13 protein-coding genes are annotated in these 14,591 nt (G+C 39.9%); 6 read left to right on the top strand and 7 right to left on the bottom strand.

Features of this window, described 5'->3' with window-relative positions; genetic code table 11:
- Positions 1 to 31 precede the first annotated feature (31 nt).
- From BN6556_RS12020 to BN6556_RS11995, 7 genes are all read right to left on the bottom strand, one after another.
- Positions 32 to 1,486, bottom strand: coding sequence for an arylsulfatase (locus tag BN6556_RS12020; RefSeq protein ID WP_066191742.1), 1,455 nt, complete (start codon positions 1,484 to 1,486; stop codon positions 32 to 34).
- A gap of 39 nt (positions 1,487 to 1,525) precedes the next feature.
- The gene (locus BN6556_RS12015; RefSeq protein WP_066191741.1) at positions 1,526 to 2,434 is read right to left on the bottom strand and encodes an ROK family protein; all 909 of its coding nucleotides are present in this window, start codon (positions 2,432 to 2,434) and stop codon (positions 1,526 to 1,528) included.
- 44 nt (positions 2,435 to 2,478) lie between these two features.
- Positions 2,479 to 2,643: a DUF6903 family protein gene (locus BN6556_RS22300; RefSeq protein WP_162840598.1), complete on the bottom strand. Its 165-nt coding sequence runs from the start codon at positions 2,641 to 2,643 to the stop codon at positions 2,479 to 2,481.
- Positions 2,636 to 4,807 carry a 1,3-beta-galactosyl-N-acetylhexosamine phosphorylase gene (gene gnpA, locus BN6556_RS12010; protein WP_066191738.1) on the bottom strand — a complete coding sequence of 724 codons (2,172 nt, stop codon included), beginning with the start codon at positions 4,805 to 4,807 and terminating at the stop codon, positions 2,636 to 2,638. Before gnpA ends, BN6556_RS22300 begins: the two co-directional genes overlap by 8 nt.
- A 9-nt stretch (positions 4,808 to 4,816) precedes the next feature.
- On the bottom strand, positions 4,817 to 5,698 hold the full coding sequence (locus BN6556_RS12005; protein WP_066191735.1) for a carbohydrate ABC transporter permease: 882 nt from the start codon (positions 5,696 to 5,698) through the stop codon (positions 4,817 to 4,819).
- A 13-nt stretch (positions 5,699 to 5,711) separates the two neighbouring features.
- The gene (locus BN6556_RS12000) at positions 5,712 to 6,611 is read right to left on the bottom strand and encodes a carbohydrate ABC transporter permease (RefSeq protein WP_235817522.1); all 900 of its coding nucleotides are present in this window, start codon (positions 6,609 to 6,611) and stop codon (positions 5,712 to 5,714) included.
- 107 nt (positions 6,612 to 6,718) lie between these two features.
- On the bottom strand, positions 6,719 to 8,065 hold the full coding sequence (locus tag BN6556_RS11995; protein WP_066191730.1) for a carbohydrate ABC transporter substrate-binding protein: 1,347 nt from the start codon (positions 8,063 to 8,065) through the stop codon (positions 6,719 to 6,721).
- 328 nt (positions 8,066 to 8,393) lie between these two features.
- Here BN6556_RS11995 and BN6556_RS11990 point away from each other — a divergent pair, with 328 nt between their 5' ends.
- The 6 genes from BN6556_RS11990 (at position 8,394) to BN6556_RS11965 (ending at position 14,502) form a co-directional block, all read left to right on the top strand.
- A complete protein-coding gene (locus BN6556_RS11990; RefSeq protein WP_066191728.1) occupies positions 8,394 to 9,239 on the top strand; it encodes an AraC family transcriptional regulator in 846 nt (281 codons plus the stop codon).
- Between the two features lie 171 nt (positions 9,240 to 9,410).
- Positions 9,411 to 10,127, top strand: a complete 717-nt coding sequence (locus tag BN6556_RS11985; protein WP_235817521.1) for a GntR family transcriptional regulator — start codon at positions 9,411 to 9,413, stop codon at positions 10,125 to 10,127.
- 87 nt (positions 10,128 to 10,214) lie between these two features.
- Positions 10,215 to 11,375: an SIS domain-containing protein gene (locus BN6556_RS11980; RefSeq protein WP_066191725.1), complete on the top strand. Its 1,161-nt coding sequence runs from the start codon at positions 10,215 to 10,217 to the stop codon at positions 11,373 to 11,375.
- Between the two features lie 18 nt (positions 11,376 to 11,393).
- Positions 11,394 to 12,560 (top strand): N-acetylglucosamine-6-phosphate deacetylase, encoded by a 1,167-nt coding sequence (nagA, locus tag BN6556_RS11975; RefSeq protein WP_066191722.1) that lies wholly within the window; start codon positions 11,394 to 11,396, stop codon positions 12,558 to 12,560.
- Positions 12,560 to 13,513 (top strand): hexose kinase, encoded by a 954-nt coding sequence (locus BN6556_RS11970; RefSeq protein ID WP_066191719.1) that lies wholly within the window; start codon positions 12,560 to 12,562, stop codon positions 13,511 to 13,513. Before nagA ends, BN6556_RS11970 begins: the two co-directional genes overlap by 1 nt.
- A complete protein-coding gene (locus BN6556_RS11965; protein WP_066191716.1) occupies positions 13,510 to 14,502 on the top strand; it encodes a tagatose 1,6-diphosphate aldolase in 993 nt (330 codons plus the stop codon). Before BN6556_RS11970 ends, BN6556_RS11965 begins: the two co-directional genes overlap by 4 nt.
- Positions 14,503 to 14,591: the final 89 nt, after the last annotated feature.

Genomic DNA, 14,591 nt, shown 5'->3' with positions numbered 1-14,591 from the left:
ATTTTTCTTTGAACTTACCTTTCTGAAACAGCTAAGTAAACAAATGCTCCTGAACCGCCTTCGCTGCTCTGCCCTTGATCAATTTCTCCCCATCTGTATAGCCTTCTTCCCTTCCCAATAATTCTTCGATCAATTGATTTCTTCTATGACTGACGCGCTCTTTGTAGCTATCTTTTAACGCAAGATTTTGTAGTTCATGAGGATCTTCTTGTAAATCAAAAAACTGCTCTTCTCCAGTTTTGGAAAACCAAATGTATTTTTCCTTTCCATTCGTTATATAATGGTATGATTTCTCGCCAAATGCGTGTTCACCATGGATGTAATCCCGCCAAGAGGTTTCTCCATTACATAACGGCAAAACGCTCTTCCCTTCAACCGTTGTAGGTATATCCGCTCCTGCAACATTCAATAAAGTAGGCATAATATCTCGCATTTCCACCACCTGATCGACTATCACATTCTTTTGCAGTCCAAGTTGTTGACCAGGATCAGCGACAATAAAAGGAACTTTGGCACTTCCTTCATACGGTAAAGATTTGCGATACAAATGATGATCCCCCATTAACTCACCATGATCGGATGTAAATAAAATCACTGTATTATCATATACACCATATTCACGCATGGCCTGCAAAAACCTGCCTATTTGATGATCAATATGTGTAATCAATGCATAGTAAGCAGCTTGTGCCCGACGATAACGACCTTCAGGAACCGTTCCCTGAGAAGCGACGGGATCCAAGCCAGACTTATCCAAATCACTTTGTTCAGCCCAGTCCCCAATCGGTGGATCTGGCAATTCTCTATCCTTATACATATCCAAAAAGACTTGTGGTGGATCAAATGGCGGATGTGGTCGCACATAGGACATCTTCAAGAAAAAGGGTTTGGACGGATCGCGACGACGTAAAAAATCGATCGATTGGGAAGTCACCCAGTTAGTGGGATGATACTTCTCATCCAAATGCCAAGGCCGTGCCATTGTTGATGAGTTGCAGTCAAGACCAAGATCTAAAAGATCCACATCTGCACCTACTCTTTCTTGAAGCCATCTTAAATAATCATCCGTTTCTGCTTGAGATTCCGCCACAGTAGTCTGTTGTTTAAAACGACCATAATGCATATAACCATCATGTAATACCACATTGTGAAACCCACATAAGTTACGAGTTGGATAAACATGCATTTTACCGACACATTGTGTATGATAAGTCGCTTTCGCTAACTCACTCGCTATGGTATGTTCATATCTCCATGGAACTTTATCGGCATACCCCGTTCGACCTGTGGCAACTTGTGACATTCCCGTTAGCAGGGAAGCTCTTGCTGGCACACAAGATGGAGTTGCAGAATATGCATGTTGAAAGAGTACGCCATCTCTGGCCAGCTGGTCCAAATTAGGTGTGTCAACGGCTGGGTGGTTCAAATAACTTAAGCAATCCCATCGCATTTGATCCACTGTTATTAAGAGAATATTAGGCTTCATTTCAGATCACCTTCCGTATATAGTAGATTAGATAGACCACTATGAACTTGTTTCTAGTGCCCGAAGTCCAGCACCAATGATACCTTGCTCATTACCCATATGGCTTACTTCCATTCGCTCCAATATATGGGCCTGTTCAGCAAGAAGCCATTTTTTTAATTTTGCTTTCATCATTGGTAATAAAACCGGATTGCAGGAAATCACACTACCGCCGAACACTATTTTATGGGGATCTAACAAACTATTCATTGTATAAATTCCTTGAGTAAGACCGGCAACCATGTCATCTATCAACCTTTGTGACATTTCCTCCCCATCATAAAATAGTCGAAACACTTCTTTTGCAGTTAAATCATTTCTTCCATATAAATCGTTCGCATATCTTGCAATAGCAGGGCCAGAAGCAATCATTTCTAAACGATGTAATTCTTTCGCAGGAAACTCTGTGTAAACTGGTACTAATCCTGCTTCACCAGCAAATCCGGCCCCTCTGATAAACTCCCCATTTTGAATAATGGCTGTCGAGATTCCGGTGCTTATTGTCATGTAAACGAATAATTCATCTGGTTTTAGCTGAGCTTTTTTCCACTCGGCAAAGGCCGCCATATGCACATCATTATCGATCGTTATATGACTCACATCAAAAACTTCACGTATTCGCTGAACAAAAGGGAAATTCCGCCATGGTAAGTTATTTTGAAAAACTGCAACTCCTTTTTCCCGATCTACTTTCCCAGGAATGCCAGCCCCTAGACTATGAATATCGTATATAGGGATACTTGAATGACCCAATAAATTCTCTATACACTGCACCACTTGGTTAAACATCTTCTCACTATCAGAGGGAGCACTGCTAACGGTTTCCTGTTGAATAACATCTCCATTTTGATTGAGGAGACCACTGGCAATCTTGGTCCCTCCAATATCTAGACCAATAGCATATTTCATCGTTATCTTCCTCCTGCTTCCATCACAACTTCCAACTTCATGAATTATATAAACTTTCGATTATAGTTCCATAACAAGAACAACAAACCAGCAAGACCAATCAATTGATATAATAAATAAATTTTCCCTACTGTTTGCTGACCATAAATAATCAAAAACATACAGAATAGAAAAAAGATTATTTTTAAAACACGGAACCCTTTATCCATTATCCCGCATCTCCTTCCAAATAATATCACTTGGTTGTATCGTTAATGTATCTACATGGCCATCACCATCATAAACCTCTGTTTGCTGAAGACTGTTTGCATTATTCACGATCGCATATTTTCCAATACTAGGATAAGCATGTACCTCACAATGAATATTAGATGCCAACCATTTTGTGAATTCACCTTCTTTACCAGCTGCATAAAACAGGGCACGCATTAACAATCTTGTATTTTCGTGACTATACGGCAGTCCAGCCATATAGACTCCTCTTCCCCTACCAAAGAATGTACTGGATAACTGGACACTGCCATTATGATAGGCAATAATCTCCGTATCATCATTTAAGGCATAGATATTATTGCTCCCTTCTCCGTAGTCATAGCGAGTCAAGTCCTTGGTTAGAAAGTGACTATTGGTTTCTTCGGTGACATATTTATTGGTAGATAAACTAAATCCTAATTCCTTATCCACACCAAGCACATTGGCTAATTGGAAGTAACGACCTTGGTGATGAACTGCCGATGGTTCTCCGACTCCAATCAAACCGCCGCCATGGTATACCCATTCTCTTAGGAGAGACACCAATGTTTGATTCCTCCACTTATCCCCTCCTGAAAAAGCCGTACCTGCATCACCGGCGTTAATTATTACATCAATATCTGTCGGAACACCTTTTTCCAATATATCATCAAAACTAATAAATTCTACATCTACCGAAGCACCGCTTAATGCCTCCACTATTCCATAATAAGAGTAAGTCTGTTGATAATATTTTCCATGCGCTACAATGTGTGTCTGCCAGGTGCGTAACTTGCCCCAAGCATTCAAAATCGCAACTTTTACGCCAGTGTATGGCTTTGCTTCTGCTATCGTATGATAGATATCGCGAAATTCATCGGTTACCTTTTCCACGTAATCAATAAAGTCCGGAAACTGATAAGGTAAGCTTGGGTAACCACCATAACCAATTCGATCTACTGGCTTTCGCATTAAAGCTCTCCTAGCTGTCAGCCAATTCTCATTTGCCTCTACGACAGGGTCATTCCCCTCATAAAAGGTATCTGGAAAGAAATAAGGAAGAAAGCGACCTTCCGTATAGCGTACATGTGGAATGTCTGAAATAAGACGCAACGTGGTTCCATCCCCTACACTGCCTACAACCGCATCGATACCCGTTTCTTTGAAATAGGAACCATACGGCTCTGTCCCAATCCAATTATCCCCCAAAAACATCATTGCTTCTTTGTCGTAATCATGTACAATATCTACTAACTCTTTTACTTCGCGTGCGACAAATTTCTGGATAAAATCAATATAATCCAAATAAGCGTTAGATGGTACTCGAAATGGTGAATTGTAATAGCCTTGATCCACTAGATCCTCTGGACGAAGCTTATATCCTTTTTCTTCTTCAAAAGCTTCTAGTGCTGCAACCGAAACACTCGCTCCATATCCAAACCAATCTACAAATTTTTCCTGTCCTACATGATTAAACACAAGCGTAAAATGATAGAAAAAAGTCGTAAAACGGACAACATCGGTATCTGAATTCTCTCGAAGCCATTCTCTTAAATAGTCTTTGATAAATTGATTCGAATAAGGCTGGCGAGCATCGAACGGAATCTCATGCGGTTTATCTCCCCAATTATTCGTCATATGATTATACATGTGCGTCGGGTCCCATTTCATATAAGCCAGGTAGGAAACCGTATATTCATGCCATGGTTCTGCGTCATGGAGTACTAATTTATTTCTTTCTTTATCGATGGACCAGTGGCTTGTATCAATGATCTCTCCGGTTGTTCGATCCATCACTTCCCACCATTTTTTGGGGTCATGCCGGTAATCTGGTTCGATTTGCTCCTCAAAATAACCAGCCATAAAATCTATTTCCAAGACCGATTCCGTTGCTACATGGAAAGAGGACATAAGATAAATTTGTTGTGTTTCCTCCAAGTGCTGCTCAGCGAATTCATTATTTCCTCGAGCAACAAAATAAGTAGTATATATTTTTGCATGTAGTTGTTTAATAGCTTCTTCCATTTTGGTACCGTCACTATCTCGTAAGGCATCGGCACCCCATCGCTCCATTAATTCCTTCGTTTCTTCTAAAAAATTTTCTTCAATGGGGAGTGTAATACGCCCGGTTGATTTCTTCATTTCTATCACCTATCCTTTCACTCCGCCAACAGTCATGCCTTCTGTTAAACGCTTCTGTACAATGATGTATAAAATTAATGTCGGTAGCATGACAATAACCATACCAGCATACATCGGACCATAATTGACAGCCGCTCGTTCTGCAGCTAGTAGATTAAGAAGCCCTACTGGCAATGTCTTGTTATCCCCAGGCATGATCGTAAGTGCCAATAGATATTCGTTCCAAAACAGTAGGAAGTTAAAGAGAATAACGATCACAATACTTGGCATAGCCATTGGCAGCATGACGGAAAACATCGTCCGAAAATAACCTGCTCCATCAATATTCGCCGCTTCCTCAAAGTCAGATGGTAAAGTCTCAAAATAACTGGATAACAAAAAGATCGTAAACGGTAATGCTGTGGAAGCATAAATTAATGCCAAAATCGCCCGGTTATCTAGAAAAAAATTTTGCCCGATGATATCTTGTAATACATTGTCCCAGCCAAGTAGTAATAAAAAGATGGGTACTGCAATATAGCTGACATTAATAAATAGACCAGCCTTAATAAAACCATTTAGCAAATTACTTCCAAAGAATTTGAATCGTGACAGTACATAAGCTGCTGGCAAGGCCAACACCAGTAAGAAAAGTAGAGCCAGTACAGTCACAATGATAGAGTTTAAGAGATATTGTCCCATTTGTGCCTCGATAAATGCCTCTGCAAAGTTTTGAAAATGAAAACCATCTGGTAATGTCCACGGATTTCCATAAAATTCTTGGTTTTCTTTGATAGAGGCCATAAACACCCAGCCTACAGGAACAATGATGGAGACAGCCAAACTCACTAATGCCACATAAATAAATACTTTAAATAGTGTCGTTGTGCTTATTCGTTTCGATTTTTTCAATTACTACACCCCCTTAATACTCTAATACCGTTCTTTTGGTAATTCGACTAACAATCGCCGCAAGTATGAATGAGAAGGTAAACACTACCACACCAATCGCCATTCCATAACCATACGTTGAATTGCCGTACGCTTGATCATACATGTAGGAAAGGAAGACTTCTGTTGATCCGCCTGGTCCTCCTCCAGTCATCGCCCTTACCAATAAGAAACTGAGATTTATGGTACTAATAATATAAAAGGCTAATGTCGTACGGATATTATTCCAGATCAATGGGAGCGTAATACTGGTGAACTGCTTTATTTGACTGGCACCTTCTAAAGAAGCCGCTTCATAAAAACTAGGTGGTACGCTCGCCATACTCGACATATACATCACCATATAATAACCAATTGCCTGCCAGACTAATGCCCCTGCCACACTATAAATAACAATATCCTGATTTCCCAACCACATTTGCTGCCAGCTTTCTAACTGAAACACCCCTAAGACACTGTTCAAAAGACCATTATCCGGGTTATACACCGCCGAGAATATACCTGCAATAACAACAATGGACAGAATATTTGGTATATAAAAGATAACCCGAAAGAAATTGCCGCCTTTTAATTGTTCTCTTGTCAATATCGCTGCAAAAAATAAGGCAAAGAACAAGGTAACAAGGGCAACAAGTACAATTAATAAAATCGAGTTTTGGAACGACTGAATAAAATTCATATCATTCCATAAAATTCGAAAATTATCGAAACCAACAAACTCCTGAGAACTAGAAAGACCCCCCCAGCGATAAAGTGACATTCTAAACACTTCAAATGTTGGTACTACCATAAACAATATAAATAACAACACTGCAGGTAAAACACAGACCGCAATGAAAATGTTTCTAGACATTTTTTTACTCAAGTTGCTCACCTCTCTTGAAAGACACTGCTTCCATATAAACCTTTGCTAATCTGGATGAAACGATACAGCGAGTCTATGAATAGAACTCGCCGTATCGTTTTGAAATCATTCCCCACCTAGTTCATTTCAGGTCTCAATTGATCCGATGCCTCTTGAATAGCTGCTTGCCACTCTTGATAAGTCATTTGACCATTGACTACATTATCGACATTTTCATACAGGGCTTCACTTATACTTACACCTGGTACAGGGTTTGTCGAAGCAAAGGTTCCCATGGCAGGAAGCACTCCTTCATCATAAACGCTGTAGTATTCCAGCATATTTCCTTCTAATTTATCTGTAATATCTTCGATTGGCTGTACCGCTCCAGCTTCAAGGAATGTATCTGCCGCTTCATCAGAATACATGTAGGCAATAAAATCTTTTGCTGCCTCTTTGTTTTCTGCTTCTGCAGGAATCCACATTTGCTCGAAGAATGTAAAGGCATAACGATCTCCCTCACCACTTTCAAATGCTGGAACAGAAGTCATGCCCCATTCAAAGTTATCAGCTCTTGGTGCTTCCTCCATCTCACCAACAACCCATGTTCCATTAGGCATAAATAAGGCTTCATTGTCTAGGATTAATTGCTGGTTTCTTGTAAAATCATTCGGATTAGCATTAGCTACAGTATTTGGATGTGTATACTCTGCTAATTGTTCGATGGTTTGTAGCACACGTTCGGCTTCTTCTGTCTCCCAAATTCCTTCTTCATATGTCATCACCGAATGAAAGAATTCTGGTCCACCTGACGCATATAACATCGAACCGATAAAGGTATCAAAATAGCCCGCAACTGGATAAGTGAAGAGTGGTAAATCTTCATTAGCAGCCTCATCACCTAAGGCCCACATATCATCCCATGTTTCAGGAACTTCCCAGCCTTGTTCCTCTAATAAACCAGCATTATAAAACATGCCTGAAGGACTATAGAACATTGGTGCTAAATACATTTCACCATCTCCATAAGGGTTAGTTGCTAATGTATCTGCAAATCCGTCCAGTAATTTGTCAGCAACTGTCACCTCTTCGCCAGGCACTGTTTTATCTAAGACATCTGTAATGTTTTCCAATCCATTATCTTTAATAAGTGTCTCGGTCAGCGCCTCTTCACGATCCGTAGCTAACAAAAAGACATCTGGGTAATTGCCAGCTTGCATTTGCGGACGAACAACCTCTTCCAAGTTCTGTTCAATCGTTAATTCAACGGTAACGTTTTCATTCATTGCCTCATAATCTTCAATAATGTTATCCCACATTTCAGCGCCATAAGCAGATTCCAAAGCTGCTAAATGTAATGTAACATCTTCATCTGATCCGCCAGTATTTTCTTCACCCTCATCATCGCTTTCCCCACTACAAGCAACTAATGTAAAAATAACGATCATCATAAATCCTATAAACAATAAACTTTTTAATTTCATTCCGGTTGCCTCCTTTGGTTGGTTATTACAATTTCATTCTATCGATTTTTAAAACGCTTTCTCAATCGAAATATTGTTGTTTTTTTTAGTAATCTTGTTTTACAGTGGATAAACTGGAGTTAAAAATCCTATTAAATAGCGATTTCAATTACTATCAACATCATCATCAAAAAGGAATGACATTTCTTTGGCTTGAATAGTAACGATCATTTTCTGCGTAACACCATTGATTTAACCGTTCTTTTAAACAACCTGATTTGATTTTTATTTTATCCCTCCGTAAAATAGATTTAATTAAATCTTAGACAAAATGGAGCAGGTGAATAAAATGTCTTATGAAATGTATAAAATGAACAAAATACTTACAAAAGAAATATCGTTTAAGCTCTTGTATGTCACACGTTCAACGTATGATAAGGGATGGCATAGCACTTCACATACGCACCATTTCACTGAGCTGTTTTATATTACCAAAGGAAAAGGAGCGTTTGTACTTCCTGATTATGATGTACCGGTCCAGCAAAATGATTTAGTAATTATTAACCCACATATTGAACATACAGAACGCTCAAACGCACAAGATTCGTTAGAGTATATTGCCTTGGGAATTGAGGGACTTTCCTTCTGGCTAACGGAAGAAAACAATGAACCGATTGGTTTGTATCGATATGAGGGGGAACGTGAAGATATTTTATTTTACTTAAATAAACTATTGGAAGAAGTGCAGCAAAGCAAAGAAGAGTACGAAGTTATTTGTCAAAATATTATTGAAATTCTAGTTATCAAATTATGGCGTGAACCCACAATCACCATCGAACAAAATAATACGAAGGAATTAAGCAAATTAACAAGTTTTGTAAAGCACTATTTAGATAAAAACTTTCGCGAGGATATTACATTGGATAGGCTGGCAAAAGCAGGGCATAGCAACAAATACTATCTTTCACATGCATTCAAGAAAGATATGGGTGTCTCTCCAATAGAGTACTTAAACAATGTTCGTATCAAGGATGCTAAGAATCTATTAGAAACAACCGATTATTCTATCGCAGAAATTGCCGAAATCAACGGTTTTTCTTCTCTTTCCTTTTTCTCACAGACTTTTAAAAGGGAAACGAGTTTTACTCCCTCTGCTTACCGAAAAAAAGCACGTAAACATGAAACAACAAAATAAGATTGCCATATTGTGTGAACTAAGTCGAGCTTGATGACAATAGAGACAAGTGGATTATTTTTATCATTGTAGCTTTACAGAAAGAACAAGATCTATTATACTTTACCCAACTGGTCATAACCAATCTGATATACTACTGACACATTTTCGTTTGGGAAAGGAGGAAGATAATTGGATAAAGCAAGCAAAGTGCCTTTATACCTGCAATTGATGGATGAGCTTATCCTTAAAATGGACAATAAAGAACTTCAAGTCGATCAAAAGTTGCCATCCGAAAGGGAATTATGCGAAATCTACAACTTAAGCCGAATTACAGTGAGAAGCGCCTTGCAGGAGTTAGAACGCGAAGGCTATATCTATAAACTACACGGTAAGGGAACTTTTGTATCTCCCGTTAGTTATCATCAAAAATTGATTAAGCTATATAGTTTCACCGATGAAATGAAAAAATTAGGAAAAACGCCAACAACGCAAGTCCTTTCTTTCCAGGAAATTGCCTTGGATGAACGATTGGCCCATAAAATGAATGTAACGGCTTTGGATGAAGTCTTTCAAATTGTCAGATTGCGGCTCGCTGATCAGGAGCCTCTCATCTACGAAACCTCGTATTTGCCCAAGGAAACATTTCCTGGTCTCACCAAAAATGATTTAAACGAACGGCCTATGTACGAAATTTTTCGGCAAGAATACCAAATCCATGTCACCAAAGCTGTGGAACATTTCTCTGCCAGCAGCTTGCGCAAGGAAGAGGCAGATTATCTTCAATTAACAGCAGGTTCTCCTGCTATGTTAGTAAAAAGACTTGCTTATCATAATGATCAGCTGATTGAGTATACCGTTAGCGTGACACCCGGTGATAAATTCAATTACACGGTAGAATTAACCTAGCCCATTTAACAAGGGCTTCTTATTTACACCAACTGGTTATAACGACATAACCACTTAAAGAATTAATTAATTACAGGAGGATCTAGAATGTTTAACATGACAAACGAAGAATTACAAAACAAACAAGCGCTTCATACAGCAACAGAAATTCAACAGCAGCCAGAAATGTGGGAAGAATTAAGAACCATTCTTTCTGAGCAACGGGATATATGGAATCCATTTTTAACTGCTATTTATGAAAAACATGATTATGTTCGAGTTATATTCACAGGTGCAGGAACCTCTGCCTTTATCGGGGATACCATTACTCCCTTGTTACGCACCAATCATCAAAAACAGATACAATTGGACTCCATAGCAACAACCGATATAGTGGCAAGCCCAGCGGAATATTTACAGGATGTCCCTACTATCATGGTATCCTTTGCTCGTTCTGGTAATAGCCCGGAGAGTGTAGCCGCCGTAAAACTCGGAAAACAGCTTATTACCGATTTTTATCAAGTAATTATTACCTGTAACAAGGACGGAAAGCTAGCCGCAGACACAAAAGAAGATACAAACGCTCTTACTATTTTAATGCCTGAGAAAGCCCATGATAAAGGCTTTGCTATGACTAGTAGTTTTACTTGCATGCTGATCTCAGCCTATACCTTATTTACTTCTAATAACTTAGATACCAATGTAATCCAAGCGGCCAAAAAACTAATTCCTAGCATTCCAACATCTGTGAAAAATATTTGTGACTTTGATTGGGAGCGTATTATCTATCTAGGTTCTGGTATGTTAGGACAGCTATCTCATGAAGCTGCACTAAAAATGTTGGAATTAAGTGCAGGCAAAGTAGTCGCTTTACACGAATCATCCTTAGGTTTCCGCCATGGACCGAAGTCAGTTTTGAATGATCAAACTGCGGTCGTACTTTTCTTCTCACAAGATGCTTATACAAGAAAATACGATATGGATATTCTGCGGGAGATTGCAGACAGTCCTGTTAAACCCAAAATCATAGCCTTAACGACGGAACAAAATGACGCTGTCGAAACGTTAGCCGATTGGACCATTCCAGTATCAGCTGGTTTTAATATCCGTACAGATGATTTCCATGCGGCCCTACTCTATATCCTATTTGCCCAAAGCTTGGCACTACAGAAGTCATTGCGGCTTGGCATTACTCCAGATAACCCAAGCCCGGATGGTAATGTGAATCGAGTAGTGCAAGGGGTTACGATTTACGATTATGACAAATAACCACAAAGAAGGGATTATATGACCTATTTCATTAAGGCAAGCCGTTTTTTACTAGAAGACGGTGAAAAAAAAGATGCTTATTTACAAGTGAATCAGGATCGATTTGGTTTTTTTGTTGACGAGGTACCGAATCAAGCCAACATCATTGATTGGAGTGGTTATACCGTTGCTCCTGGGCTATTTGACACCCATATTCATGGCATCAACGGCTATGATGTGATGGATGGGAACACGGAGGCAATTCACGGTATTTCTGAAGCCATTCTGCCACTCGGTGTTACCCGCTTTCTACCAACAACGTTGACCTCTTCGGAAGCGGATCTTGAGCAGGCCATTAAAGCCATTCGTGATGCCGTTAAACAAGGGTTACAAGGGGCACAATCAGAAGGTATGTTTTTGGAAGGTCCATATTTTACCGAAAAGCATAAGGGTGCGCAAAATCCAGACTACTTTTGTGACCCAGATGAAAAGCAATTTCTATCCTGGCAGCAGCTCGCCGAGGGCTCTATTGTCAAGATTGCACTGGCACCAGAGCGCAATGGAGCCATCGAATTTATTGATTCTATTCATAAAGATGGCGTGTTACTAAGCATCGCTCATAGCGACGCGAGTTACGATTGTTGCCAAAAAGCGATTCATGCGGGGGCAAACAACTTTGTTCACTTATTTAATGGCATGTCTGGCTTACACCATCGCGAACCAGGAGTGGCTGGTGCTGCCTTCATAGAGGAACAAGCTTTTGCCGAACTAATCTGCGATGGACACCACGTCCATCCGGAAGTAGCTTCGTTAGCGGCCAAAATAAAAGGTAACAAGTTGACCTTAATTACTGATTGTATGCGAGCGGGATTAATGCCAGATGGGAACTATATGCTAGGTGAATTCCCGGTGGTCATGGAAGATGGCATCGCACGTACCGAGAGTGGTTCCCTGGCTGGCAGTACATTGCGTTTGATCGATGGGGTGAAAAATCTGCAAACATGGACGAGCGAGCCATTATATGACATATGGCACCTTGCCTCTCTCTCTCCTGCTGCAAGTATTGGTCGAGATGATCTACTCGGTAGTATAGCCACAGGAAAGATAGCTGATTTTGTGGTAATCGATGATCAACTTACGATTCAATCCGTTACAGTAGCAGGTAAGGAAAAATATCACAAGGAAAAGAGTGAGGTGAATGAATAATGATTTTAACAGTTACCTTAAACCCTTCTGTTGATATTAATTATTCCTTAAAGCCTTTCGATCTTGATACGGTAAACCGAGTATCCACTTTTTCCAAAACGGCCGGTGGAAAAGGGCTTAATGTAGCAAGAGTAATCCAACAGCTTGACGAAAAGGTCGCCGCTACGGGTTTTTTAGGAGGCAGTTTAGGTTCTTTCATACGAAAAAGTCTTGTTGAGGAAAATATCATTGATCATTTTACATCGATTACTGGAGAGACGCGGAATTGTATTGCGATTATTCATGAAGGGCAGCAAACGGAAATCTTAGAATCCGGGCCAGAGATTAGCGAAAAAGAAGCAGAAGCGTTTCTCGATAGCTTTGCAAACCTTGTGAAAAAAGCGGACGTTATTACGATCTCCGGTAGTCTGCCCAAAGGATTAGATACGTCCTTTTACCGTTTATTAATCCAGACGGCTAATCAATTCGGTGCGTCCGTGCTGCTTGATACCAAAGGAGATCTACTCTCTTACACAATCCAAGCAGCAGACAAACCGTTTTTAATCAAACCAAATATGGAAGAGTTAGCTGATTTATTAGAGGAACCACCTACAAATGAGGCAGCAATTATCTCTGCTCTTTATACCGAAACATTCGCGGGTATTCCTTGGGTCGTTGTAACCACAGGGAAGACTGGTGCCTATGTCAAACAAAAAGAAGTGATTTATAAGATTACCCCGCCAAAGGTAGAGGCAATTAATCCAGTTGGTTCCGGGGATTCAGTCATAGCTGGTTTTGCAGCGGGCTTGTCGAAAGGATTAGCCAATGAGGCATTGATGAAGTATGCCCTTAGTATGGGTGTTCTCAATGCCTTGCACCCTCATACTGGAGCGATTCAAACGGATCATATCGACAAATATGTGGAGAAAATGAAAGTAAAGAAAATATGCGATAACGGGAGGATAATGGAATGAAACTTACCCCAGGAAAAAAACGAGGACTCGAATTAATTTCTGATCAAGAACAAATCGTCTTTGCCACCGCCATGGATCAACGTGGATCATTAGGAAAAATGATTCAATCGATGAATGACCATATCACGTATAAAGATGGATTATCCCAATTCAAGGAAGGTGTGAGTAAGGTGCTGGGCAACCAATCATCCTCCCTTTTGCTTGATCCAGAGTATGGCTGGGAGGCCGCTGCGCAACTGCATGATGATGTTGGCTTGATTATGGCCTATGAGAAAACGGGTTATGATGCTTCTGAAAAAGGACGACTGCCCAACTTAGTTGACGAATATGCGATACAGGATTTAGTGCAGCGTGGAGCCAGCGCAGTCAAACTATTAATCTATTTTGATCATCAAGAAGAAGCACTGTTCAATAATACAAAAAAAGCATTCATCAAACGTGTGGGAGACGAATGCCGACAAAATGATTTATTGTTTATTCTAGAACCTGTTTCTTACAGCACTGAAGGTTTAAATACCAAAGGGACGGAATTCGCCAAGAAAAAACCAGCTATCATTGAGTATTTCATGACCGAATTCTCTAAGGAAGCATACGGCATAGATTTGTTGAAAGTAGAAGTGCCAGTATCTATTTACCATATCGAAGGTAATCACCAATATGATAATTATGATCCTGTCTTTAGCCAAGAAGAAGCCAAAGCTCACTATAAAAACTGTTCTGATAAAAGCCGTCTCCCTTTTATCTATTTAAGCGGTGGTGTTACCAACAAACAATTTGTCGATACCCTCTATTTCGCTAAAGAAGCGGGAGCGACATTTAATGGTTGTCTTTGTGGACGCGCCATTTGGAAAGATGCGGTCGAGCCTTTTGCCAAAGAAGGTCCTGAAGCTTTTCATAACTGGTTGGAATCCGTGGGCACGGATAATCTACAGAAGGTAAAACAAGCGATTCGGGAGACTGCAACTCCATGGAGTCGGTTGGTGAAATGAAATCAATCATAAAAAACTTGGACATTATATTTGTCCAAGTTTTTTTTATGAGCAAGTGTCCTAACAATCATTTTTATAGTTTTCTCACT

Source organism: Gracilibacillus timonensis (assembly GCF_900086715.1).
GTDB classification, from domain to species: Bacteria; Bacillota; Bacilli; order Bacillales; family Amphibacillaceae; genus Gracilibacillus; species Gracilibacillus timonensis.
Note: the sequence above shows the minus strand (reverse complement) of the source record. Positions and strands in the feature narration are given on the sequence as shown.